Origin of the sequence: Dyella choica (assembly GCF_003977665.1) — a bacterium.
Taxonomy (GTDB): Bacteria; Pseudomonadota; Gammaproteobacteria; order Xanthomonadales; family Rhodanobacteraceae; genus Dyella_B; species Dyella_B choica.
In genome coordinates this window covers 39,463-63,557 of the sequence record NZ_RYYV01000008.1, presented here as the reverse complement: position 1 = coordinate 63,557, position 24,095 = coordinate 39,463, and the positions used below count along the sequence as shown (strand labels likewise).

23 protein-coding genes and 1 pseudogene are annotated in these 24,095 nt (G+C 63.1%); 9 read left to right on the top strand and 15 right to left on the bottom strand.

The window, feature by feature from the left end; all coding sequences use genetic code 11:
• Positions 1-57 precede the first annotated feature (57 nt).
• Positions 58-861 (bottom strand): c-type cytochrome, encoded by an 804-nt coding sequence (locus EKH80_RS12300; RefSeq protein ID WP_126685057.1) that lies wholly within the window; start codon positions 859-861, stop codon positions 58-60.
• A 116-nt stretch (positions 862-977) separates the two neighbouring features.
• Here EKH80_RS12300 and yihA point away from each other — a divergent pair, with 116 nt between their 5' ends.
• Positions 978-1,619, top strand: a complete 642-nt coding sequence (gene yihA, locus EKH80_RS12295; protein ID WP_126685056.1) for a ribosome biogenesis GTP-binding protein YihA/YsxC — start codon at positions 978-980, stop codon at positions 1,617-1,619.
• A gap of 20 nt (positions 1,620-1,639) precedes the next feature.
• On the opposite strand, the gene EKH80_RS12290 is transcribed toward yihA, so the two are convergent.
• Positions 1,640-2,131, bottom strand: coding sequence for a GAF domain-containing protein (locus tag EKH80_RS12290; RefSeq protein ID WP_126685055.1), 492 nt, complete (start codon positions 2,129-2,131; stop codon positions 1,640-1,642).
• A gap of 77 nt (positions 2,132-2,208) precedes the next feature.
• On the opposite strand from EKH80_RS12290, the gene EKH80_RS12285 reads away from it, so the two are divergent.
• The 3 genes from EKH80_RS12285 to EKH80_RS12275 are packed head-to-tail and all read left to right on the top strand — an operon-like array spanning position 2,209 to position 3,976.
• Positions 2,209-2,913 carry a TMEM175 family protein gene (locus tag EKH80_RS12285; RefSeq protein ID WP_126685054.1) on the top strand — a complete coding sequence of 235 codons (705 nt, stop codon included), beginning with the start codon at positions 2,209-2,211 and terminating at the stop codon, positions 2,911-2,913.
• A complete protein-coding gene (gene bioD / locus EKH80_RS12280) occupies positions 2,910-3,587 on the top strand; it encodes a dethiobiotin synthase (RefSeq protein WP_126685053.1) in 678 nt (225 codons plus the stop codon). Before EKH80_RS12285 ends, bioD begins: the two co-directional genes overlap by 4 nt.
• Positions 3,588-3,625: 38 nt before the next feature.
• Positions 3,626-3,976 (top strand): hypothetical protein, encoded by a 351-nt coding sequence (locus tag EKH80_RS12275; protein ID WP_126685052.1) that lies wholly within the window; start codon positions 3,626-3,628, stop codon positions 3,974-3,976.
• Positions 3,977-4,021: 45 nt separating this feature from the next.
• On the opposite strand, the gene EKH80_RS12270 is transcribed toward EKH80_RS12275, so the two are convergent.
• The 6 genes from EKH80_RS12270 to EKH80_RS12245 form a co-directional block, all read right to left on the bottom strand.
• Positions 4,022-4,924 carry a polyprenyl synthetase family protein gene (locus tag EKH80_RS12270; RefSeq protein WP_126685051.1) on the bottom strand — a complete coding sequence of 301 codons (903 nt, stop codon included), beginning with the start codon at positions 4,922-4,924 and terminating at the stop codon, positions 4,022-4,024.
• 149 nt (positions 4,925-5,073) lie between these two features.
• The gene (locus tag EKH80_RS12265; RefSeq protein WP_126685050.1) at positions 5,074-6,729 is read right to left on the bottom strand and encodes a copper resistance D family protein; all 1,656 of its coding nucleotides are present in this window, start codon (positions 6,727-6,729) and stop codon (positions 5,074-5,076) included.
• Positions 6,730-6,849: 120 nt separating this feature from the next.
• Complete coding sequence (locus tag EKH80_RS12260; RefSeq protein WP_126685049.1) at positions 6,850-7,218, bottom strand: copper resistance CopC family protein; 369 nt, start codon at positions 7,216-7,218, stop codon at positions 6,850-6,852.
• A 48-nt stretch (positions 7,219-7,266) separates the two neighbouring features.
• The gene (locus tag EKH80_RS12255) at positions 7,267-7,995 is read right to left on the bottom strand and encodes a phosphorylase family protein (protein WP_230473654.1); all 729 of its coding nucleotides are present in this window, start codon (positions 7,993-7,995) and stop codon (positions 7,267-7,269) included.
• Complete coding sequence (shc, locus tag EKH80_RS12250) at positions 7,992-9,968, bottom strand: squalene--hopene cyclase (RefSeq protein ID WP_126685047.1); 1,977 nt, start codon at positions 9,966-9,968, stop codon at positions 7,992-7,994. Before shc ends, EKH80_RS12255 begins: the two co-directional genes overlap by 4 nt.
• Positions 9,965-11,137: a phytoene/squalene synthase family protein gene (locus tag EKH80_RS12245; protein WP_126685046.1), complete on the bottom strand. Its 1,173-nt coding sequence runs from the start codon at positions 11,135-11,137 to the stop codon at positions 9,965-9,967. Before EKH80_RS12245 ends, shc begins: the two co-directional genes overlap by 4 nt.
• Before the next feature lie 354 nt (positions 11,138-11,491).
• Between EKH80_RS12245 and hpnA the strand changes: the two genes are divergently transcribed.
• On the top strand, positions 11,492-12,469 hold the full coding sequence (gene hpnA, locus EKH80_RS12240) for a hopanoid-associated sugar epimerase (protein WP_126685045.1): 978 nt from the start codon (positions 11,492-11,494) through the stop codon (positions 12,467-12,469).
• 366 nt (positions 12,470-12,835) lie between these two features.
• On the opposite strand, the pseudogene EKH80_RS24160 reads toward hpnA, so the two are convergent.
• A pseudogene (locus tag EKH80_RS24160) lies at positions 12,836-13,588 on the bottom strand (alpha/beta fold hydrolase).
• Between the two features lie 94 nt (positions 13,589-13,682).
• Positions 13,683-14,591 (bottom strand): DMT family transporter, encoded by a 909-nt coding sequence (locus EKH80_RS12225; RefSeq protein ID WP_230473648.1) that lies wholly within the window; start codon positions 14,589-14,591, stop codon positions 13,683-13,685.
• Positions 14,592-14,660: 69 nt separating this feature from the next.
• Here EKH80_RS12225 and EKH80_RS12220 point away from each other — a divergent pair, with 69 nt between their 5' ends.
• Complete coding sequence (locus tag EKH80_RS12220) at positions 14,661-15,377, top strand: helix-turn-helix transcriptional regulator (RefSeq protein ID WP_230473647.1); 717 nt, start codon at positions 14,661-14,663, stop codon at positions 15,375-15,377.
• A 173-nt stretch (positions 15,378-15,550) separates the two neighbouring features.
• Here EKH80_RS12220 and EKH80_RS12215 read toward each other — a convergent pair whose 3' ends face one another.
• From EKH80_RS12215 to hpnI, 5 genes are all read right to left on the bottom strand, one after another.
• On the bottom strand, positions 15,551-16,555 hold the full coding sequence (locus tag EKH80_RS12215) for a ferritin-like domain-containing protein (RefSeq protein WP_196240385.1): 1,005 nt from the start codon (positions 16,553-16,555) through the stop codon (positions 15,551-15,553).
• Between the two features lie 13 nt (positions 16,556-16,568).
• Positions 16,569-17,591: a flippase-like domain-containing protein gene (locus tag EKH80_RS12210; RefSeq protein ID WP_230473646.1), complete on the bottom strand. Its 1,023-nt coding sequence runs from the start codon at positions 17,589-17,591 to the stop codon at positions 16,569-16,571.
• Positions 17,588-18,421, bottom strand: coding sequence for a hopanoid biosynthesis-associated protein HpnK (gene hpnK / locus EKH80_RS12205; protein ID WP_126685044.1), 834 nt, complete (start codon positions 18,419-18,421; stop codon positions 17,588-17,590). Before hpnK ends, EKH80_RS12210 begins: the two co-directional genes overlap by 4 nt.
• 132 nt (positions 18,422-18,553) lie before the next feature.
• Positions 18,554-19,981 (bottom strand): hopanoid biosynthesis associated radical SAM protein HpnJ, encoded by a 1,428-nt coding sequence (hpnJ, locus tag EKH80_RS12200; RefSeq protein WP_126685043.1) that lies wholly within the window; start codon positions 19,979-19,981, stop codon positions 18,554-18,556.
• Positions 19,982-20,055: 74 nt separating this feature from the next.
• Positions 20,056-21,210: a bacteriohopanetetrol glucosamine biosynthesis glycosyltransferase HpnI gene (gene hpnI / locus EKH80_RS12195; RefSeq protein ID WP_126685042.1), complete on the bottom strand. Its 1,155-nt coding sequence runs from the start codon at positions 21,208-21,210 to the stop codon at positions 20,056-20,058.
• An 82-nt stretch (positions 21,211-21,292) separates the two neighbouring features.
• Here hpnI and EKH80_RS12190 point away from each other — a divergent pair, with 82 nt between their 5' ends.
• From EKH80_RS12190 to EKH80_RS12180, 3 genes are read left to right on the top strand one after another with little or no spacing between them, the layout of a single operon-like run.
• On the top strand, positions 21,293-21,847 hold the full coding sequence (locus tag EKH80_RS12190) for a DUF2147 domain-containing protein (RefSeq protein WP_126685041.1): 555 nt from the start codon (positions 21,293-21,295) through the stop codon (positions 21,845-21,847).
• A gap of 52 nt (positions 21,848-21,899) precedes the next feature.
• A complete protein-coding gene (gene mvaD, locus EKH80_RS12185; protein WP_196240384.1) occupies positions 21,900-22,928 on the top strand; it encodes a diphosphomevalonate decarboxylase in 1,029 nt (342 codons plus the stop codon).
• On the top strand, positions 22,928-24,025 hold the full coding sequence (locus EKH80_RS12180; RefSeq protein WP_126685040.1) for a mevalonate kinase family protein: 1,098 nt from the start codon (positions 22,928-22,930) through the stop codon (positions 24,023-24,025). The genes mvaD and EKH80_RS12180 overlap by 1 nt, the downstream gene beginning before the upstream one ends.
• The last annotated feature ends 70 nt before the right edge of the window (positions 24,026-24,095 follow it).

Sequence of the window (24,095 nt, the reverse complement as noted above, 5' to 3'; positions counted from 1 at the left end):
GCTGGTCTCAGGACAGGGGAAAACGGGAAAGCTTAGGACAACATGGCCGGCCGGAAGTTACGGCGACTTGGCGGCCGCGACGTGGTCGGTAACGTGCAGGCCTTCGATATAGCTGGCCAATGCGGCGATATCCTGCGGGTCAAGGTTTTTGGCGACGGTCGGCATGATCTGCGCATGCGCCTCCTGGCCCCAGACCGTGCCGTCGTGGAAGTCCTTCAGCTTGGCCTCGACGTACTGGGCATGCTGGCTGGTGAGCTGTGGGTACATCGCGCCCGGATTGCCGCGGCCATCGATGCCGTGGCAAGCCATGCATGCCGGAATGCCGCGTGCGGGATCACCTTCGCGATAAAGCTTCTGGCCGTGCTCGACCAGCGCCTGGTCGGCAACGCCCGGCAGCGGCTGTTTGCTGGCGAAATAGGCGCCGATGTCGCGCATGTCCTGGCCGGAGAGCGCCGTGGACATGCCCAGCATGATCGCGTTCTGGCGCTCGCCGGATTTGAAGCTGTGCAGGGAATGCGCGATGTACATCTCGTGCTGGCCGGCGAGCTTCGGATACTGCGCATCGGAGGAGTTGCCGTCCATGCCGTGGCAGGCGCCACAAGCGGCGGCCTTGGCCTGGCCGGCGGTGGCATCGCCGGGCTTGGTGGTCATCATCCAGTTGTCGTCGTGCGGCGTGGCTGTGGCTGCCGGGGCGGCGCTGGCCACGAGCGCGGGTTTGGCGGTGGAAGCGGCCGGAGCCGGTGCATTCGGTTTGGGCGCGGCTTTGGGGTTCTGCGCAAAGGCGACGCTGGAGGAAAGAGCAAGAACCAGGGCTACTGCATTCACGACAGCGGGCCGGCAACCGGCGAGCCGAAAACTCATACACTTGCCTCCAGAAAATACTGCTGTTGGATGTACGGTACGCACTCTCAGGGTACCGTGACTGGCAGAACTTCGAAATTATCCTTACCCCATCTTAGCCGGTCAAACCCAGGACTATGCCTACCAATCCCCTGCAGGGTGCACAATTCGTGCTTGCCGCCCATCGCGTCCAGCAACTGCCCGCCGACGAGGGCGCCGAAGTGGCATTCGCCGGGCGTTCCAATGCGGGCAAGTCCAGCGCGCTGAACGCACTGACCGGCCAGAAGGGCCTGGCGCGCACCTCGAAAACGCCGGGGCGCACCCAGCAGATGGTTGCTTTTTCGCTACCCACAGTGCTGCGTGGTGAAACGTCGCAGCCGTTGGAGACGCGCCTGATCGACCTGCCCGGCTATGGTTATGCCAAGGTGCCCGATGCCTTGCGCGAACACTGGCGGCATGAGATCGACCGCTACCTGCACGTACGCCGCAGTCTGCGTGGGGTGGTGCTGATCGTGGACATCCGTCATCCGCTCAAGGACTTCGACCGGATGATGCTGGATTTCTGCCTCGGCACCGTCCTGCCATGCCACGTGCTGATGACCAAGGCGGACAAGCTTTCGCGCAATCAGGCGAGCCAGGCGCTGGCCGCCTTGCGCAAGGACATCGGTGCGAATACCCCGGTGACGATGCAGGTGTTCTCGGCACCCGACGGCACGGGGGTGGAAGAGGCGCGTATAGCTGTCATGCGCCTGCTGGAAGGGCAAGAACGCAACACGTAGATTGCGGTTTGCACCCCAGGCTACGCGTTGACGCTTTCCATAAAGGCTGCACACAACGCTTCCATGCCGGCGCGATCCTCCTCGTCGAAACGGCCGATCGACGGGCTGTCGACATCCCATACGCCCAGCAGCGTACCGTCCGCCTTCACCAAGGGCACCACGATCTCCGATTGCGATGCGGCATCACAGGCAATGTGGCCATCGAACTCGTTGACGTTGCGTACCAGTTGGCTCTGGCGCGTCTGCGCCGCGGTGCCGCATACGCCACGGCCCAGTGCGATGCGTACGCAGGCCGGCTTGCCCTGGAACGGTCCTACAACCAGCTCCCGCCCGTCAAACAGATAAAAACCGGCCCAATTGAAGTCGGGCAGGCTGTGAAACACCAGGGCCGAGAAGTTGGCCGCGTTGGCGATCATATTGGGTTCGCCGGCAAGCATGCCGCGGACCTGTTCGGTCAGGTCGGCGTACTGCTCGGATTTGCTTGCCGTGGACAGGTTTTGGATCTGGAACATGACGGCTGGACTCGATTGCTGCAGACTGATAGGGCAAAGATGGGTCATCTGCAGCACAGTCACAAGGGGCGTGGACCATGAGCGAGCAGCACGATGCTGCGCAGGGCGGGCGTGTCGAGGTGCACCGGCTGGATGGATTCATCGATGCGGCCTTCGCTTTTGCGATAAGCGTACTGGCCATTGCAGGGGCCGAGGTGCCGCATAGCCTGCACGATTTCGCGCTGGCGTTGTACCGGATTCCGGCCTTTGCCTGCAGTTTTGCCTCGTTGATGGTTTTCTGGCACCAGCAGGTACGCTGGCGCGACCGCTTCCGGCTGCACGACAAGACCAGCATGCTGCTGAGTCTGATGCTGGTGTTCTTCGCACTGATATTCGTGTACCCGCTCAACCTGCTGTTCCAGGGAATGTTCAGCGCGCTCTATGCGCTGTTCGCCCATCAGGAATTGCCGGGTGCGCCGAGCATTGATAGCCTGCGCGACGTAAAGGAGCTCTACCTGTGCTACGCCTTGGCCTACGCTTGCATGGCAGGCTGCATTGCCTGTCTTTATCACCATAGTTTGCGCACGGTAAATATGCCGCATGCGGATCGGATCGATGCGCGCAAGCTTTTCTACATGTGGGCGATCGCTGTGTGCGTGGCCTCGCTTTCGATTGTCGTGACGCTGGTCGTTCCCGACACGCCGTGGGGGGCGTCTTTGCCGGGGTTCGTGTATATGTTGCTGACTCCGCTGTATTGGCTGCTCGGGCGTTGGGCGAAACAAGCCAAGCTGAGGGCAGCATGAGCTCGGCGCTGTTCGTGGCCGGCACCGACACCGGCATCGGCAAAACCCACGCGGCCTGTACCTTGATTCATGCGCTGCGCGCGAAGGGCTTGCGCGTTTGCGGCATGAAGCCCGTGGCCAGCGGCTGTGTCGAGACGGCACAAGGTTTGCGCAACGACGATGCACTCTCATTGCAAGGCGCCAGCAGCACGCCGGTTCCCGCTTACGCCGAGGTCAATCCGATCGCCCTGCGCGAACCGCTGTCACCGCATCTGGCAGCCGCGCACGCAGGTGTGGCGATTGCATTGCCACCGCTGCAGGCGGCTTTCCATGCTCTGCACACACGCTATGACACGGTGGTGGTCGAAGGCGTCGGCGGCTGGCGCGTGCCGCTCTCGCCGGGCCTGTTCGCTTCGGAGATTCCTAAGGCGTGGAAGCTGCCAGTGGTGCTGATCGTGGGCTTGCGGCTGGGCTGTCTCAGCCACGCGTTGCTCACTGCCGAAGCCATCGTCGCGGATGGCTGCCGGTTGATGGGCTGGATTGGGAACTGCATCGACCCCGAAATGGCGGCGGTCGGGGAGAATATCGACACGCTGCGCGCGCTGCTGCCGGCGCCTTGTCTAGGCATCCTGCCGCATGGCCTGGCGCCTGAGCATGCTGCGAGCCTGCTGGAGCAGGGCGCGCTACCGTTTTAAGGGGGTTACAGAAATGGTCACCACAAAGGGAGTCAGAGATGACCAGTCGCAGTCATTACTATCTACAGATCAAGGATCTCAAGCATGCGCGCGGCCTGGAACTGGCGCTGAGCTACGATGGCGCCGGCCCGAACGACTTCGCGGCCGCCTTGCAGGAAGCACTGCGCAGCCCATTGCTGTTCCAGCGGTGGCGCGCCATGCAACCTGATCCCGAGGACGTGGACGAGCGCCTCGGTGTCACCGATCAGCTCGCCAGCGTGAGCGCGAAACTCGTGGATCTGCACACCGAAGTGGATGTGATCAGCAGCCTGCCGATGAGCATCATTCGTCAGCGCCTGAACTGGCTGATCGGCGCCAATTGGCAATTGCACGACGTGCGGCCGGCATAGCCGCGCGTTCCTGCGTGCAAAGGATTACCTCAACGAAACGTAGCTTCAGTGGTCACGCTGCTGGATGAAGTCGGCCAACCACAGCAGCGCTTCGGCCTGATCGGAAATGCCGCGCGCCGCGTCACGCGCCTCGTCGAACAAGGCATCGGCACGCTGTCTGGCCTGCTCCAGCCCGAGCAGGGAGGGGAAGGTGGATTTGTGTTGCGCGACATCCTTGCCGGCCGTCTTGCCCAGCGTGGCGGTGTCGGCGATCTGGTCGAGCACGTCGTCCTGGATCTGGAACGCCAGGCCGATGCACTTGCCGTAACGCTCCAGCGCTTGCTCGACAGCTTCGGAAGCATTCGCGGCGATGCCGGCGAGCTGGCAGGTCACCAGGATCAGCGCACCGGTCTTGCGCGCATGCAGAGATTGAAGCTGCGCGAGCGTGAGGGTCTTGTTCTCGGACGCCATGTCGACCGCCTGGCCGCCGACCATGCCGAGTGAGCCGGAAGCGTGCGCAAGGACGCGGATCATGCGCACCTTCTGCTCCGCGTCAAGCGCCGCGGTATTGGCCAGCACTTCGAACGCCGAAGTTTGCAGCGCATCGCCCACCAGGATGCCGATGGCTTCGTCATAAGCCTTGTGCACAGTGGGGCGGCCGCGACGCAGATCATCGTTGTCCATCGCGGGCAGGTCATCGTGCACCAGCGAGTAGGCATGAATCAGCTCCACCGCGCAGGCGGCTGCATCGAGCTTGTCGATGGCCACGCCCAGCGTTTCGCCGGTGGCATACACCATCAGTGCACGCAGGTGCTTGCCACCTTCGCAGGCGTAGCGCATGGCCTGGTGCAGCCGCTCAGGGTCGGTGGAGGCAGCGGGGAGGAGGGCGTCCGTCGTGCGTTCCAGCCGTTGCAGGTAGGCAGGCACGCGCTGGGCAAACGCAGAAACCTCAGGCGACGTCAGACTCATGGGCAATCCGGGCAGAAAAAGGGGAGCAACCGCCCAGGCGCAGGGCGGGATCTCGGATTTTAGCATGTGGGCTGGGACGGCAATCCCAGCACCGCGCGCGCTGCGGCATGGCAATGCTGGGTTTTGTAACCCAGCGGTGCGGGTGGACTTTAGGCTTCGCGGTACCAGAGCAGGATCACGCCGACCAGCATGAAGCAGCTCGGCCACGCCCAGCCCGCGATGCGGCCGCCGCGCCCTGGCAAGCGCAGCTCCAGCCAGCGCGCCCAGCCCGAGGTCACGCCGGCAAGCGCCAGCGGCGTGTGGGTCAGCTCGATCAGCAGTTGGTCCTTCACGTTCGAGATCTGATGGCTGTGCGTCAGCAGCATCGCGCCGCCCACCGAGACCAGCAATGGAAACACCAGACCGGCTTTCGCGCTGCGCAAGCGCCCGGTCCGCACCGCCCATTCGAACAGGCCGAACAGAATGATCAGTGCCACGAAGAAGCGATGCTGCGCCACTTCCACGTCACGCCATGCCACCCAGAACCCCTCGTGGCCCATGGGCCACACTTCGGGGTCCGAGCGCACCAGCAGGAATCCGGCCATCAGCAGGAACAGCAACGGCCAATGCTTGAGCCAGCCCACGCCAGCACGATTGAGCAGGGCCAGGAAGCCGATCAGCAAGACGAAGATACCGGCCCAGTGATGGTTGTATTCGGACCAGGCGATGTCTTCGGCATTGCGCGGCGGCAGCACGCCCGAACCGGGAACGATGGCCTGTGCAGCGGCCTGGTGGCGTTGTTCGGCCTCGCGATCCAGTTGTGCCTGCGCTTGCGAGACCGCCAGCTGATCGTGGTCGGGCGAAGTGAGCCGTGGCCAGGCCGGTGCATTGCGCACGGCAATCTCGTGCAAGGTGACGCGATCGGCGCTGAGGTCGACCGCGGGCGGTACCGACGTCAGCGATGCGGCGGCAAAAAAGATGGTGAAACCGATGCCGATCTCCACTTCGGCAAACCGACGCAGACGAATCACCGAGGTATTCTGGTTCTTGCGCATCCGCTCGGTCACCAGCAGGTTGCCGAGGCCGAGCAGCAACAGCGCTACGAACATCGCGATCTTCGCCCCCACCATCACGCCATACGCCGTGCCGTAGAAGCCCTGCACGTCGCCGATGTAGAACAAGCTCATGACCGTGCCGGAAAGGATGATGCTGGCCACGCCAACCATCGACATGCGCGAGAAGCGTGCGCCAACCACGCGCCAACCGTTCTCGTCATGCAGCTTGCTCAGCGCCAGCACGAAGCAGGGAATGGCGCCGATCCAGATCGCTGCGCCGAACTGGTGCAAACCCTCCACCAACAGCAGCAGAACATTGTTGTCCAGGCGCGCGTACGCATGCGTAGTGAACGTCGCTGCAATCAGTTCCACTGCGCCAATCAGCAGCGGCAGCGCGGCGCCAAGCAGCCCTGCGGACATGCGTCTGCTCAACGCGGGAATCAGCAATAGTGCGCACAGAATCTTGATCGTGCCGGCAATCGCGAAGGGCGCTTGCATCACGTCGAGAAAACTCAGGCCCACCGTGGATTTCACGACCGACACCTGCAAGCCGACGCCGGCCAGTTCGGCGATGACCAGGCCGATCGCGCTCAGGATGGTCAGTCTTGCGATGCGCCGTTCCAGGTCTGCGCCTTGCGCAAGCAGGTGCATGAAAGGGCGGACCAGGAAAACCAGGAACAGGATGCCACCCAGCGTCATCGACTGCGCGACGATCGTGAAGCCGTGCAGGATGATGCTGAGGTAGCCGAAGATGTCGACGAGAAGTTCCACTTAGGATGCTCGGCAGGAAGAGTGATCGGGGCTGGTAACCCTTGCGACAGTCATTCCCGCAAAAGCGGGAGTGACTGCGATGGAGGTCATGGGTGACGGCGATTCGCTCGTGGCGGCTCGTTACTGCTTGGCCACCACCGTAAACGGCAGGTCGCCGCGCGTGATGTGGCCATCCAGCGCCAGTGCCTGCCAGCGCAAGGTGTACGAGCCGGGTGCGAGATCCGCGCTGGTGTCGATTTCGTTGCTCTTGCTGTCGGTGGCGATGGTCAGCACCGTTTCGCTCTTATCGGGGCCGATCAGCAGCATGCGCGAGCGGTGCTGGTCGATCTTGCTGTTGTATTTGAACACCATCTGCACATGGCCGGCGGCGACCGTGCCGTTCAGCTTGGGTGAACTGGCGACGAGGATGGCGTGCGCGGACGCGGCCATGCTGGCGAAAGCGCAAAGGCCGGCGATCAGAATCGATCCAAAACGATGACGCAGGGACATGCTGAGGTTCTCCTAAAAACGCTGCCGCCTGGCGGCAATTCGAACACGTTATCGATGCCAGCCCAGGCTAGGCCCCGCGGCGGCGGTGACGGCGCGAAGCGCCTGGGTGGCTTTTTGCATGCGTGAGTATAGTCGCGGCAGCTCGCCCCATAGCGACGGATGCCTGCCCAGCGCGGCGATCAGGTTCAGCGTGCGCGGGCGTCCCCAGGCGTCCACGCTGCCGTTCAATGCCTCGGGAATGGCGTCATCGCTTTCGTCGACGATGGCACGCAGCACCAGGAACGGCAGGCCATGTTCTGCCGCCACAGCCGCGACAGCGGCGCTTTCCATATCCACCGCGAGCGCGCCGCAGCGTTGATGCGCGGTGGTCTTGGCCATCCCGGTCAACAAAGGAGCGGCAACGCTGAGCAGGGCCCCTTCGGTTCGGACCGGCAAAGTGAGCTGTTTTCGCAGGCTTGCGCGCCACGCGGGATCGGTGTCGCGCTGGTGTCCTTCTTCATCCAGTACGCGTTCCGGACAAAACAGCGTGCCATTGCGCAAATTCGGGCTGAGCGCACCGGCCACGCCGAACACGGCGAGCGCCGGTGCACCTGCTTCGACCAGCATCTGCGCCGCGCGTCGGGCCGCCGAAAGCCCCATGCCGCTGAGACATAACGCCGAGCCACCGGCCAGAACCGTGATGCGCTCGGGCTGCGTAGTGCGCGAGGTCAGGGCGCGGGCTTCGGATGCCAACGCGACGACGATGCCAGTCGCGCGAAGGGTTGCAGGCGTGCTCAAGCCTGGGCCGATGACAGCAACTGGCGATAGCGCGACAGCGCCCATAGCGGAAAGTACGCGGTATAGCCGTGGTACTTCAGGTAATACACGCGCGGGAAACCGGGCGCATTGTGCGTGGGGTTGGACCAGAAACCATCCGGCTGCTGGTGGTCAAGCAGGAACTCGATGCCGCGGCGTACCGATTCCGTACGCACCTCGCCGACCGCCATCTGCGCCAGCAACGCCCACGCTGTCGATTGCGAGGTGCTGATTCCGCCGTGGGTGCCGCGCAAGGCTGGATCGATATAGCTGTCGTTGGTCTCGCCCCAACCGCCATCGGCGTTCTGGCGCGAACGCAGCCACTGAACCGCCTTGCGAATGGCTGGCTGGGAGGGATCTTCACCGGCCAGCGCAAGGCCAGCCAGGACGCTCCAGGTGCCGTAGATGTAGTTGCTGCCCCAGCGGCCCCACCAACTGCCGTCCTCGAGTTGCGTGTCGCGCAGATAATCGACGCAGCGACGCAACGCCTGGGCGTCTTGCGGACGGCCCAGCACTCCAAGGGCCGCGGCAACGCGACCCGATACGTCCTCGGTCGGAGGATCGAGCAGGGCGCCGTGGTCGGCGAACGGAATTGCGTTGAGGTAGTAGTAGGTGTTGTCCGCGTCAAAAGCGGCGAAGCCGCCGTTCCTGGACTGCAGGCCGATCATCCAGTCTGCGGCGCGATCGACGTTCAGGCGATGCCGGCCGGGTTCGCCGCGGCGGCGATCCTGGATGTGCAGCAAGGCGGCGACCACCGCGGTGTCGTCGATGTCGGGGTAATAGGCATTGTTGTACTGGAATGCCCAGCCACCCGGTTTGAGGTCCGGCGCACGAACGGCCCAGTCGCCCTTGAGTTCCAGCTCCTGCTTGGAGACGAACCAGTCGATCGACTTGTCGATGGCGCCTTGCGTCTGCGCGTCGTCGCTGGTGTGCATCAGCGTAAGCGCGCTCCACACCGTGTCCCAGATCGGTGACACGCAGGGCTGGCAATAGGCCGAGCCATCGGCGCGATGCACGACCAGCTTCTGGATCGAACGCAAGCAGGTTTGCCGCGCGGGATGATCCTTGGGATAGCCGAGCAGGGCCATCGCTTCGAGGCTGTTGACCATCGGCGGGAAGATCGCGCCGATGCCGTCTTCGCCATTCAGGCGCGGCATGAACCAGTCGACGGCCCTCTTTACGGCACGCTGGCGCAGCGACTTCGGAATGAGGCGATCGCAGCTGCGGCCGAGTTTGTCCAGCGCCAGGAAGCAGCGATTCAGCAGGCCGCCGCGAACGAAGTAATGGCGTTCCTGCTCTGGCGCCGTAACGAACAGCTCACGGATATGCACTTTGCGCGGATTGGCCGCCTTGGCCTTCAGCGAACAAAGGATGGTGAGCGGTACCAGCGTGGTGCGCGCCCAGTACGAAATCTTCTCGATGTGGAACGGAAACCAGCGCGGCAGCAGCATGATTTCCACTGGTACATAAGGCGTGGCGCGCCATGGCACCTGCTCGAACAGCGCCAGCAGGATGCGCGTGAACACGTTGGCCTTGGCCGCTCCACCGTGCGCGAGAATGGCCTCGCGCGCGATGCGCATGTGTTCGGCTTGCGTGTCGTCGCCCGCGGCCTTAAGGGCGTAATAGGCCTTCACCGTGCAAGACAGGTCGAGGTCGCCGCCGTAATATTGCGACCAGCCACCGTGCTTGGCCTTTGCCTGCGTGGCGCGCAGGTAGCGCGCCATTTTCTCCTGCAGTACGTCGTCGATGTCATCCATGAAGTGCATCATCAGGATGTATTCGGCGGTGATGGTGCAGTCCGATTCCAGCTCGAAGCACCAGTGGCCATCTTGGTGCTGGCGCGCCAGCAAGGCGGCACGGCCGCGCTCGATCACCTGGTCCAGCGTGCTGCTTTGGGCAGCCTGGAACAGATCGTCGGAGGCGACGGCAGCGGTCTTGGGCGTGAAAGGATTCATCGCTGTCCTGCTTCCTCGACATCGGCCGGCTCGCGCCAGGCGGCGGCGTCGGCAATGTGCGGAATGGAGCGCTTGGGCCAGGTGCGGGCGGGTGTGGAAGGCTCGCTCCATTCCGCCGTCAGGGGCGTCAGCGGCAAGCCGCGCGCGCTCATCGCGAACAGCCAGCGCAGGCCGGAGTTCGACTTGCACAGCACGCGCGTCAGCAGGATGGTGCGGGCGACATCCTTACGCGAGATCTTGACCTGCACCCCCGCGGAAAAATCGAGGTTCTGTTGCAGCTTGCGCAGCGTCAGCACTGCCATGCCAATGGCCCACAAGCAGAAGCGCCGGATGCCGGCGTGCTTGGTGGGAATGAGCAGGGTGTAGTCCAGCGCCTGGCGCAGATGCGCGTGGGCGATGCCGACCAGCTCGGACATGGTGGCGGCGTAGCCGGCGTTCTGCGTGCCGGATTGCAGCGTGGCGAGCTTCACGCCGTGACGCGCGAACAGGTCTTGCGGCAGCCAGCAGGCGCCGCGTGCACGGTCTTCCCACTGGTCCTTGAGGATGTTGACCATCTGCAGGCCCTGGCCGAACGACACCGCCAACTGCAGCATGGCGTTGCGGTGGGGGGCGAGCAGCGGTTCGAAGTCGACGAACAGCTCCGTCAGCATTTCGCCGACGACACCGGCCACGCAATAGCAGTAACGGTCCATGTCATGCAGCGTGGGCAAGCCATGCAGGCCGGCTTTGCGCTGAAAGTCGTGCATGCCGTGCGACATGATGCGCAGGCACTTGACGATCGACGCCTGCTGCGACGGCGAGAGGCTGCGCGTGACTTCGAGCACCAGCGGCAACTGCTGCATGAGGTCGCGTTCGGCATCCAGCGTGCTGCTCGAAAGCAGGGGGGCGATTTCGTCCGCCACCTCCTGCGGATCGGCGTCCCCGATCACCGCCTGGACGAAGGCGTTCTCGAACGAGCGCTTCTGCTCGGCCGAGAATACCGGTTCGTCTTCGATGGTGTCGGCGATGCGGCATAGCAAATACGCGTTCGCAACGGCGCGGCGCAGCTCCGGCGGGAGCTGCGGGATGGTCAGCGCAAAAGTCCGGGATACCTTCGGCAGGATCGCATCCTGATAGGTGTCGGCCTCCCCGCTTCCGTTACCGGCGGTGGCATTGTTGAATTCGATCATTGGGATGCCTCGAGCGCCGGAATTATGACATATCCATACGGGTACGAATCCGGCGCGGCGGTCGATGCGGCCGTGCAGGAAAGCACCATATGCGGTGAGCGCACGCTGGCTTGGGGCTGGCGGGGGGGAATGGGCATCGTAATATGCTGAAGCACATCAGGTGCTTGGACAAGCCTGTGCGATGAACGGATAGGCATCGGGCCATGCTGTGAAATGCAGATGAAAGGAATACGGGGCGAGAGGCAGAGCCCTGCTGGCGGATTTCATCCATAATCGCGGGATGACAATCCCCACTTTTTCGAATGCGCGCGCCTCGCTCTGGATGCGTGCGGGCGTGGCCCAGGTAGCGGCATCGTGAGGGCGCTGGTTACCGGCGCCACCGGCTTCGTCGGCTCGGCCGTGGCTCGTCGCCTGTTGCGCGACGGCCACAAGGTGCGTGTGCTGGCGCGAGCGGGCTCGGATCGCCGCAACCTGCAGGGCCTGGACGTGGAAGTGATGGAAGGCGATCTCACCAAGCCGGCCAGCCTGCTGCCCGCCTGCGACGGCTGCGATGCGTTGTTCCACGTCGCCGCCGATTACCGCCTGTGGGCGCCCGATCCGGCGGAGCTTTATCGCGCCAACGTCGAGGGTACGCGCGCGATCCTGGAAGCCGCCAGGCGTGTCGGAGTCACACGCATCGTCTACACCAGCAGTGTTGCGACGCTGGGCATTCCCAAGGACGGCACGCCCGGCAGCGAGACCACGCCGGTAACCGTGGACGACATGATCGGCCACTACAAGCGCTCTAAGTTCCTGGCCGAGGAAGTGGCCAAGCAGTTCGCGAAGGACGGCGTACCGATCGTGATCGTCAATCCTTCCACGCCGATCGGCCCCTACGACATCAAGCCCACGCCCACCGGCCGCATCGTGCGTGACGCGATGGCGGGGCGCCTGCCCGCCTACGTGGATACAGGCCTCAACGTCGTGCATGTGGAGGACGTGGCCGAGGGCCACTGGCTGGCCTATGAGCGCGGGGTCGTCGGCGAGCGCTACATTCTCGGCGGCTTCAACATGAGCCTGCGTGAAGTGCTCACCGAAATCGCCGATATCGCCGGGCGCGCGCCGCCGAAAGTGCGCTTGCCACATGCCGCCGTGATGCCGGTGGCGTATGTCGCCGAAGCCTGGGCGCGCCTCACCGGCATGGCACCGGTCGCCACGGTGGAAGAAGTGCGCATGTCAAAGAAGCGCATGTTCTTTTCCAGCGAAAAGGCGCAGCGGGAACTGGGCTATACGGCGCGTCCGGCGCGATTGGCGTTGGAAGACGCGGTACGGTGGTTCCGGCAGCAGGGCTAGCGCGTTTCGTGCCTACTTACGTCGGTGCCTGTATTTGAGCAAAAAGGTATGCGCCGGATAAGGCGGCTTCGGCTGCTATGGTCGCGGAATCGATTCGATGATTTCCGCATTCTAGGCGTAAAGATGCCTTCCGACGGCCACGATGGAGCCGCTTTCGATGAGCACATCGGCATCCAGAAGGATGCCGGCGTTTTCGAGCGTTATGACGGTGCCGCCTTGGATTAGCAAGGGACGTGAGCCTCGCGCGGATATCGTCTGGTTCGTCGCTGTTGTTGCGGTCCGTCCTGCTGCCATTTCTACCGCCAGGAGTCCCAGGCCGGTGGTCGAAGCCGTCTGAAAGTGTCGCCTGTTCATCGCATGAATCTCTCAGCCTTTGTCGGACAGAAACGAGAGAACAGCCGCATTGAATGCCTGCGCGGAATCCACGTTGGACAGATGCGCGGCATGCGGCAGTTCGACGTAGTGCCCGCGCGGAGCGGTCTGGGCCATCTGTCGAGAGAGTGCGGGGGGCGGTACTGCGTCCAGGGTGCCGGCGACAAACAGGGTTTCGTGCTCAAGGCGGTTCAATTGGCCATCGGTGCCGAAGCCCAGGGCACCCTCAGCCGCATGTGCCAAAGAAGCGCCATCCGCTGCAGCGGCGAGCCCATGCAGCATTTGGTACACCCGCATGCCCTCGGCGGATTGCCGGAACGTTTCGCTCGCGTTGACCGGCCAAGTGTTTTCGAAACGTTTCACCGCTCCATCCGGCTGGCGGAAAGTTTCCGTCCAGGTCGCCACCATGTTGCGAACATCATCCCCCTTGAACGCTGGAAAGCTGTTGGCGACCACCAGACGTTTGACCCGTTCGGGTGCTTCGAACGCAAGTTGCATGGCGACGAGCCCGCCCAGCTACAGCCCAACGACGTCGGCGCTTCGTATCGAAAGCGCATCGAGCAGCGTCAGTACGTCATCGGCCAGGTCCTTGACGCTCACCGGGCGGTGGAGCGGATCCGATGCGCCATGTCCGGCATGATCTGGAATGATCAGCTGGAAGCCGGCGGCGACAAACGGTTCCAGTTGCGCGCCCCAGGCGCGGCCGGTGTTGGTGATGCCGTGTAGCAGGACCAGCGGGCGTCCCATACCGAAAGTTGCGAAATAGTTGCGACGCTGCGGGGATGCTTTGAAATAAGCCATGGGAATGCTCCTTCTATTGAGGGCTAATTCCGTCTGTTCATTACGCCTTGACCTTGATCAATCCGCGCATTTCATTGATCGCCAGGGCGGCGACGATCAGCGCCAGCGCCCAGCCTTGCCGCGCTCCGAACGCCTCGCCTCGCACGGCCACGCCCAACACCACGCCGACCATGGGAACGATGAAATTCGACAACGAAGTAAATACCGGACCATTGCGGTGGACCAACGAGACATACATCAAGTACGCAGCCCCCGAGCCCAGCGTCCCGAGCAGGATCAGCGACAGCACGCCCTCAAGGCTCCAGTGCAACGACCACGGCTTGTCCAGCACGAGTGCGGCGACCGTCAGCGGCACTGACGCCATCCACAGCATGTCCCGGGTGGAGCGGATCGGTTCGTCGTGCGGGACTCTTTCCCACAGGTTCAAGCCAATCGCGAAGCATATCGCGCCCATAAATATGGCCAATTCGTAGACCAGGCTTTGATTGTTCATGCCACCGCCGCTTGGGGCGACCAGAACGACGATGCCCAGGAAGCCCACCAGCACGCTAAGTCCCGAATAGACCGTGAAGTTATGCCGCCCACCCATGAATAAAGAAAACAGCAGCGTGATGATGGGCACACCACCGACCACGACCGCCGTGATGCTGCTCGCCACATGCTGCTGGCCCCAGGTGACGAAGAATAGCGGTAAAACAGCTTCGAACAAGGCGATCAGGCCGAGCACGATGGCAACGGACCACGAGCGTTTGCCGCGGCGGCCTGAACCTTCCGGAACGAAGCATGACGCGAGGCTCAGTGTGAGCGCGCCCAGGAGTACACGAATGGCGGTAACGGTAATCGGCGGAAAATCCTTCACCGCCTGGGCATTGAACAGGAACTGTCCGCCCCAGATGAGACCAAGGCCAAGCAGCAGCAGGTAGCTGCGCCATGAGGTTGGGTTTTGCATGAAACGCTCCTTTTTTCTGATCTCGCATGCGGAATCGAGTGCTTCTGCGCACATGCGGTCTGTCCTATAATGCAAGTAAGTACTTTTAATATTAGTCGATCGGCCATGAATTACACAAGAGAAAACTTGTTTAATGGGATTGCACGTTCAGCGAACCAGTTGCTGATGTGCTTGAAGACCCATCCGTCGTGCAGCACAGCGAGTCTGGCCGAGGCTTTGGGCACGACGACTGAGGCCGTGCGTCAGCAGATCGCGAAGCTGGTCGAGCAGGGGCTCGTGGAGGGTGTGGTGGCTCGCACTGGGGTGGGGCGGCCCAAGCAACTTTGGCAATTGACAGCCGCCGGCCACGGCCGCTTTCCCGATACCCACGCCCAACTGACCGTGCAGCTCATTCAATCTGTCGGTGAAGTGTTCGGCCAGGATGGCGTAGCTCAAATGGTCGAGCACCGCGGCGTGCGGCAATTGGCCGAGTATCGAGAGCGGATGGCGTCCGCAACGTCCCTGCCGCAGCGGGTCGCTCGATTGGCGCAGATACGCACAGAGCAAGGGTATATGGCGTGGGCGGAACGTGACGGCGCTGATTTTCTGCTGATCGAAGACCATTGCCCGATTTGCGCAGCGGCCACGCTGTGCCAAAGATTGTGCATGTCCGAACTGCAGCAGTTCCAGGCGCTCATGCACGGATTGGCGCAAGTGTCACGCGAAGAGCATCTGCTGCGGGAGGGGCGGCGCTGCGTATACCGTATGCAGCCAATCAAGCCGTCCAAGCCAGGCAGCAACGCGTGAACGGGATTGGATCACGCGAACAAGCCGGAATACATCCCAAAGGCCTTTGACGGGCCAGCGACGCTTGCAGGGACTTGAACGTCGTTGTGCCTGCGAAAGCGAGCAACCGTTGCATCCGTGCAAGGTAGACTCATGCTTTCGCGAAGGTGATGGTCCAGTGAGACGCCGTGGATTTATTTGCGCTTGCGTCGCTCAAAGAACCTGAGCACCGGCAACGCAAGCTTCACCAAGAAAGGCATGGTGGCCGGTCGCAGCAGGCGCGGATCGTAGCCGGAAAACCGGCGATCGTTTTCGCTGAGGCAGGTGGCCATCAGTTCGGCCACACTCAGGTCCTGCGTGGTGACCGATTGCGCACCGGTGACGGTAAAGTTGTTGTCCTGCGCGTGCTCGTTGCCGTCCGCATCGAGGCTCTTGGCCAGCTCCATGCGTTCCAGCCCAAGGAAGCACCAGACGCGAAACACTTTCCACTCGAAGGCAATGCGCTGGAGCAGGCTGAGGTTGCGGCGATGCCAAGCCACCCAGTTGGCGAACAGCAGGATGTGCCGGCATTCCTCCTGCATCACCGGTTCGAAAGTGTCGATCAGCTCGGGCGGGAACAGGCCCGAATCATGCGCCACCTTGAACAAGCCAAAGGCAAAAAAGCTGTCGATGCACTCGCTGTAGCCGGTTACCAGATAGGCCCATTCCGGATCTTGCGGGTATTCGTAGGGAGGTTCGGGCACCAGCGCAATGCCATAGTGCTGCACCATCTTCGACAGCACTTCCTTGTGCCGGTTTTCCTCCCATGCGTTCTGTGCGAGAACGTTGCGCATGTCAGGATCGGCAACTGTGCGCGCATAGGCGGCCATGCGTAGGCGCGCCTTGCCTTCGGTCTGCACGGCGATATCCCAGATCGGCAGCGAAGTGATGCGGTGCAGGGCCGCCTCGTCCAGCGTTGGCCACCTGAGCACGGACGGGCGATAGGGATTGAAGGTTTCCTCGAACATCCGGCACATCATCAGCTTGTGCTCGGCCGAGCCATACCTGACGCGTTTGCCCTGCTGCTTGCTCGACCAATGCCGGGTGCGTGTCTCGGAGGCCGCGATGGTGGCTGCATCCGGCTCGCTTTCCGGCAACACCGGTTCGCGATAGCCCGGCACCAGTGCTTCGGGGTCAAAGGCGTCGTGTTCGAACGTCATCAATCCATTCTCTTCAGATGGGCGGCTGACCGGAGTCCGCGCGCACGGAGGAGCCCGCATACAGCCTGCGTGCTTCGGCCCACTGCCAGGAGATCAGCGCGGGCACACCGAATCCTACTTCACGCATGCGCTTGACCAGCGACAGTGCGACGCTGGCTTCTGGCGGCAGGCCGATCATGTTGCCGAACAGCACCAGACCGCCTTCCTGCACGCCCAGACCGGCCGGCACTACAAAGATGATGTGGCGCAGCGCTTGCGTAACCGCTTCGATGGCAAGTGCATCCCACACGCTGATCGGGTAGCCGAGCAGGTGCAGCGCGAGCCAGGTTTCGAAGCTGCCTACCACGTAGCCCGCGAACTGCCAGCCGGTGGCGAATATCAGGCGCAGCGGTCGCGAATACTGTTCGCGGATCTCCTGATCCAGGTTGGTCCCGTCGATCAGCTCGGTAAGCTTGGAGCGCCCGCCAAGCAGTTTCTCGGCGAAGCCTTCCAGGCGCGAGAACACCTTGCCATGGCGCAGCAGGATGATCAGGAAGATCGGCAGTGGCACGCTGGCCGCCAGGGCCGAAATCACTGTGCTGAACGCACTGATGTTGCTGGTCAGTTCGATCAGCAGAATGATGCCCAGGGCGGTGAACAGGTATTGATTCACCAGGGTGAGCAGCACTTCCATGATTACGCTGGCTGCCGCGGCGGCGCCGCCGATGCCGCGCCATTTCACCAGGCGGATGCCGATGATCTCGCCGCCGATGTTCGCCACCGGCAACAGGCGATTGCTGGCTTCGCGAATGGCCGCCACCCAGAACAGGAACGGCAGCGTGGCCTGCCGCTGCGGATCGCGCGGTGCGATCAGCACGCGCCAGCCGATCACATCCAGCAACAGCGGCAGCACGTGGAACGGCAGCAGCCACAACAACGGCCAGCCGGCGCGGTCGATCGCCGTGACGATCTCGCCCCAACCCTGGTGTGCCACCAGGGCGATGGCGACGCCCAGGCCGAGCAGGCCGGCGATATAACTGACTAGCTTCATGCTCATATGGCGAGCGCCGCTGGATCGGAGAAGCCGTCGCATAGGCGATAACGATCGGCGATGGTCTGGCGTACGCGCGGCGACAGCAGCGCCGCGAGTTCGTCGGAGTGCCGGTAGTTGGCCATGCTGTCGGAAAGCTGGCCGTGCGAAGCTGGATGCAGGTAGACCTCCGACAGGCCGTCCGGCAGCTGTTCGAGGATTTCCAGCATCACCGCTTCATCCATGCCGCCGCTGTGGCGAAGGCCGAACACATGATCGTTATAAGCGACGCCGGCGCGGTCCAGGCGCCAGCGCATCAGCGCCAGCCACGGCCGCAGCCAAGGGCCCATGCCTGGTTCCGATGGTAGGCGAATGGCGCGCACGCCGTATTCGCGGCCGATGCTCAGCATCAGGGTCAGGATCGTGGGATGCAGGTGAAAATGCTTGTGCGCGTTGACGTGATCGAGCTTCAGGCCGGTCGCCGCGAAGGCTTCGAACTGTGCGCGAATTTCGTCGGCCAACTGGCGGCGCACGTGAGGCAGGAAGAAGAAGCGGAAGCCATTGCGCACCATGTTCGAATCGAACATGCCTAGTCCATCGACCAGATCGGGAATGCGAGTGGGCGGTAGCATCGCGCGGCCATCGGCGAGCACCAGGTGCAAGCCCACGGCAAGACCGGGGCTCTGCTTGGCGCGCGCGACCGCGTCAGCCACTGCGGGTGCAGCCACCATCAGGCTGGCGGCACGCAGCACGCCGTCACGGTAACCGCTTTCGACGGCTTCATTGACGGCCTCGTGCAGGCCGAAGTCGTCGGCTGTGACGATCAGTCGTGGGCGGTGTTGGGAGGGTGACTTCATGCGGGGATTCATGGGTATCCGGGCGACGCTCAATCTTGCCCGCCCGTCACGCCGGCGTTCGCTGGCATGGCGGGCGGGGAAAATTGGGCATTGCGAATGTCATGCAGACACCCATGCCCAAGCAAGCGGGAATCAGGCTTCGTGCGCGCGCAGGAAGCGGAAGAACTCCACGCCTTCGCGCAGACGGCGCTTCATCATGTCCCAGCTCATCAGCATTTCCTTGACGATTTCCCAGATCTTCGACGGGCGGAAATAGAAGGCCCGGTAGAATTTCTCCACGCCGTGGAAAATTTCCTGCTTCGACAGATGCGGGTACTCGATCAGCGCCAACTGCACGCCCTTGTCGTTGACCAGGTTGACCGCTTCGTTTTCCTTCAGCCAGCCGTTCTCGACCGCCTGCTTGTACAGCGAGGTGCCCGGATACGGTGCCGCCAGCGACACCTGGATGGTGTGCGGGTTGATTTCCTTGGCGAACTGGATCGTCTTTTCGATCGTTTCCTTGGTTTCGCCCGGCAGGCCGAGGATGAAGGTGCCGTGGATGGTGATGCCCAGCTTGCGGCAGTCTTCGGTGAAGCGGCGCGCGATGTCGGTGCGCAGGCCCTTCTTGATGTTGTGCAGGATCTGGTCGTCGCCCGATTCGTAGCCCACCAGCAGCAGGCGCAGGCCGTTTTCCTTCATGATCTTCAACGACTCGTAGGGCACGTTCGCCTTGGCGTTGCAAGACCAGGTCCAGCCCATGGCGCCCAGGCCGCGCGCGATCTCGTGCACGCGCTCCATGTTGGAGCTGTCGGTGAAGGTGTCGTCGTCGAACATCAGCTCCTTCACTTCGGGCATGTTCTCCTTGATCCACTTCGCCTCGGCCAGCACGTTGGCGGCCGAGCGCGTGCGGTAGCGATGGCCGCCGACGGTCTGCGGCCACAGGCAGAACGTGCACTTGGAGCGGCAGCCGCGGCCGGTGTAGATCGACACGTACGGATAGTTGAGATACCCGATGAAATAGTTGCTGATCTTCAGGTCGCGCTTGTAGATCGGCGCCACGAACGGCAGGTCGTCCATGTTCTCGATCATCGCGCGCGGCGGATTGTGCTGCGCGGAGCCGTCGGCCAGCTTGTAGCTGATGCCGGTGATGCTTTCGAACGGACGGCCTTCGGCCACTTCCTTACAGGTGTAGTCGAATTCTTCGCGGGCGACGAAATCGACCGCGGGCGAAGCCATGAGCGAGCCGGTGGGGTCCACTGCAACCTTGGCGCCAACCAGGCCGATCAGTACGTTCGGCTTGCGTGCCTTGAGCAGCTCGGCGAACTTCGCGTCGGTCGGGAACGATGGCGTGCTGGTGTGGATGATCACCAGGTCATAGCCCTCGGCGATCTTCAGGCTGTCTTCGACCGAGATCTCGTCGGCCGGCGCATCGAGCACGCGCGAATCGGGCACCATCGCCGCCGGCTGCGCCAGCCAGGTCGGATACCAGAAGCTCTTGATCTCGCGTTTGGCCTGGTAGCGCGAACCCGCGCCGCCATCAAAGCCATCGAAGGAAGGAGCTTGCAGAAAAAGCGTTTTCATTACGAATGACTCCTGCGGGGCGGTCGGTGCCCGTGGACAGCAGATGGTTCAGAAATTCAACCCGTTATTATGGTCTACGGCGCTGAACCGTCGCCTCGTGCGTGCAGTACCTGCCCGCGCCATCTTACCTGCCAACCAGCCAGGGCGGCTGCCCATTCCATCAGCAATAAGGTGTCGCGGAGGGGAATCAACAGGACCTCATGCCAGGCGAAGGCTCGATCGCTGAAGCGCCGCTGTAAAAAGTGTAGCAAAACCCGCGCTGCGCCACCGAGCAGGGCAAGGCTCCCGCTCGTAGGCCCTGGCGCCAGGCACAGGCCCAAGCCCAGCAAGGGTGACGCAAAGCACACGAAAGTCATGGCAAAGCCCGCGGGCGCGATCGAGCGTATGGTGCGCAGCCAGCGCAGCTCGTGCGACCACAAATCTTTCAATTGGCTTTCGCCGACATCGGTGCCGACCACTACGTCCGACAGCACCGTGCGCAAGCCGGCGCGACGGGTCAGCTCGCCCAGCCAGAAATCATCGGCCAGAGTGTCGCGCAGGGCGGCAAACCCGCCGATGGCTGCAAGCGCGTTGCGGCGCAAAGCGATGGTCGAGCCGAAGGCGAAGCGAGTCGAGCCGAAGGCATGGGAAAGCTTGACGGAAGGGGCGAACCAATCGTCGATGAATAGACGGCCAAGCCGCGACCACAGCGAAGGCCCTGGCCGGCCGTAATACAGGCAAGTGACGATGCCCACGTCGCTATCGGCCAGTGGCGTAGTGACGCGCGTCAGGTAATCGGGCTGTACGTGGATGTCGGCATCGGCCAGCACCAGGTGGTCGTGCCGCGCATGCGGCAGCATGTTGATCAGGTTGCTGACCTTGAAGTTCGCGCCATGCACGCGCGAATCGATCGCCAGTGCCATGGGCAGCTGCGGGAATTCCCGGCGCAGACGTTCGACCACGGCAATGGCCGGGTCGTCGGCCTCACGCACGCCGAATACCAGTTGATAATCCGGGTGCGTCTGCTGGCAAAAGCTGCGCAAGTTTTCATACAGCCTCGGCTCGGTACCATGCAAAGGCTTGAGTACACTCGCCGGTCGCGGTGTGCCAGCTGGAGCAGAAACGGGGTGAGTCTTTCGTGATCCTTTCGTTACGGCCCAAAGCGCGACGCAGGCATAGCCCGTCGCGGCGAACGCAAGCGCGATGCCTAGTGCATGAACCAGGGTGTCGACCAACCAGTTAAAGGACATAGAGGCTTATGCTAGCGGCAATCCGTCGACACGAAGCGCGCACATATGGGGGCGACCCCGAGCGCGTGCAAGAGGGCGTGCGATGAAGGGCTGGTGCCGTGCATGGCTGGGCGCGCTGGCTTGTTTGCTGTGCTGGGGACTCGGTGGCCAGGCCATGGCTGGCCGTGCCAACCCCTACGCACCCACTCCATCCGATATCGTCGGCGACTGGCTGGTGGAGAGCCGCGATGCGGTCATCCGGATCGAGCGGGTCGGCGACGAATACCAAGGTCATATCCTTTGGCAGCTGCATGAGACCTATGGTCCGGAGGATGGCCCTGAGCTCAACGGTAAGATCGCTACCGACCGGCGCAACCCCAATCCTGCCTTGCGTGACCGGCCGCTGACGGGGTTGCGGCTGCTTACCGGCCTGAGCTTCGACCCGGAAAAGGAAAAGTGGGAACACGGTCATGTCTATAACTCCGACGATGGCCGCACTTATAATTGTTGGGTTCGGCTGCGCGGCCTGAACCGATTGCAGTTGCATGGCTACATCGGCATCAGCCTGTTCGGCGGCAGTACGGTGTGGAGCAGGGTCACGATGAGAACGCCGGCCCCGGGCGAATTGCCTTTCGTGATGGACGAGCCGGACCAATAATTCGGCAGCCCGCGCGATACCCGTACCGATCCCCTTTCCTCAGCGAGATGTTATGAATCGCAAACCGAGCACCGGCGTATCCGGTGAACTGCGTGCTGCATCCCAGGCACAGCCCAACATCGCCCTGGTCAAGTACTGGGGCAAGCGCGACGCCGCCTTGAACCTGCCGGTCGTCGGCTCCCTCTCCATTACGCTGGAAAGCCTGTGGACACGTACGGACGTGCGCTTCGTGCCGGGGCAACAAGGCGATCGCGTCAGCCTCAATGGACGCAGCGATGAGGCCGAAGCCAAGCGCATCAGCAAGTGCCTCGACCTGCTGCGCGCGTGCGCTGGCGTCGACTACGGTGCAGAGGTTGCGAGCCGCAACAACTTTCCCACGGCGGCGGGGCTGGCTTCTTCCGCCTCCGGCTTTGCCGCACTGGTGCATGCCGGTGCGCGTGCGCTGGGTCTCGAGCTGAGCCTGGCGGAGCAGTCCGTGCTGGCGCGCCGCTGCTCGGGTTCGGCAGCACGTTCGATCTTCGGCGGCTACGTGGAATGGGCGCACGGCAAGCTGGCCGACGGCACCGATTCGGTTGCGCGCCCGCTGCTTGACGCCGAGGCGTGGCCGCTGCGTGTCGCGGTGGCGATCACCTCCACCGCGGCCAAGCAGGTGGGCTCCACGGAAGGCATGCGCCGTACGGCGGAAACTTCGCCTTATCAGTCCGCATGGATCGAGACCCAGGAAGCGGACCTCGGCGTGGCACGTGATGCGATTCGTGCGCGCGATTTCGACGCGCTGGCGCGCATTTCCGAATACAGCTGCCTGAAGATGCACGCGCTGGCGCTGGCGGCACAGCCGGGCCTGCTCTATTGGAACGGCGCCACGGTGGAATGCATGCATCGCGTGCGTGCCCTGCGCCAACAAGGTGTGCCTGTGTTCTTCACCGTCGATGCCGGTCCGCAGCTCAAGGCCGTGTGTGCACCGTCGGCGATCGAGCAGGTGAAAGCGGCCCTGCGCGATGTGCCGGGCGTGCTGGAAGTGCTTGACACTGGCCTCGGCGAAGGCGCCCGCGCGATTGCCTTGGACTGGGTGGAGGCGTGATGGAAGTCACCGCCGAAGCACCTGCCAAGCTGGTGCTGCTTGGCGACTACGCCGTGCTGGAGGGCGCGCGCGCCCTGGTGCTGGCAGTGGATCGCCGTGCCCATGTACGCATCGTTTCGCGCGCCGATTGCGTGTGCAATGTCAGTGCGCCGGACCTTGACATCAGTGAGGCGCGGGCCCTTGTCGGCAGCGATGGGCGCCTGCAATGGCAATGCGACGAAGCGACCAAGGCCAAGCTTACGTTGGTCGATCACGTGTGGCATGGCATGCTGCGCGAAGACCTGGCGCCAGTATCGGCGGCCGGTTTCGACCTGCAGTTGGATACGTCCGGTTTCTTTCATACGGATGGAGGCGTGCGCTCCAAACTGGGGCTCGGATCCAGCGCAGCACTGACCGTGGCGCTCGCTTCCGCCCTGGCCACTTATGCCGGCCATGGCGATGTCATGACCGATCGCCTGGGCTGGATGCGGCGGCTGCTGCACATGCATGGGGGCTGGCAAGGCGGCCGGGGCAGCGGAGTGGACGTGGCGGCCAGCGTGGCCGGTGGCTTGATCAGCTACCAGCTGGTGGGCTCCGATCGCGAACCCGCCTACGAGTCGATTTCAGCGGACGGTCTGAACTGCCTGTTCGTTTGGTCGGGGCAGTCGGTTTCCACCAGCGATTCGCTGCAGCGTTTGGCGCAATGGCGCCAGGCCCATGCAGGCGATTACGCCGCACATATGAGCGAACTGGGCATCGTTTCCGCTGCTGCGATCGACGCGCTGAAGCAGCGGCGCATGCCATCTTTCATAGAGCTTACGCGTGATTATGCGCGGGGCTTGCAGCGCTTCGGCGCCGCTTGCGGACTGGAAATCTATTCCCCCGCACAAAAACAGCTCGCCGATATGGCTTCCGGTAGCGATGTCAGCTATAAGCCTTGCGGCGCCGGCGGCGACTTCGGGGTGGTGTTTGCCCAGGACGCGGAAAGGTTGGCGACATTTGAACGAGCCATTGTGTCGGCCGGTATGCACGTCGTTCCCCTGGGCCTTGATTCCCGCGGTGTGAGCTGCCATATGCGCCCGGATGCGATTCCCTCCCCCGCAAGGATTTTGACGTGATCACAGTCCGCTTGAACGTCATGGCTTACCGGCCGCGTGCCAGGTCGTGACGCGGCCTGTGACTTTTGAC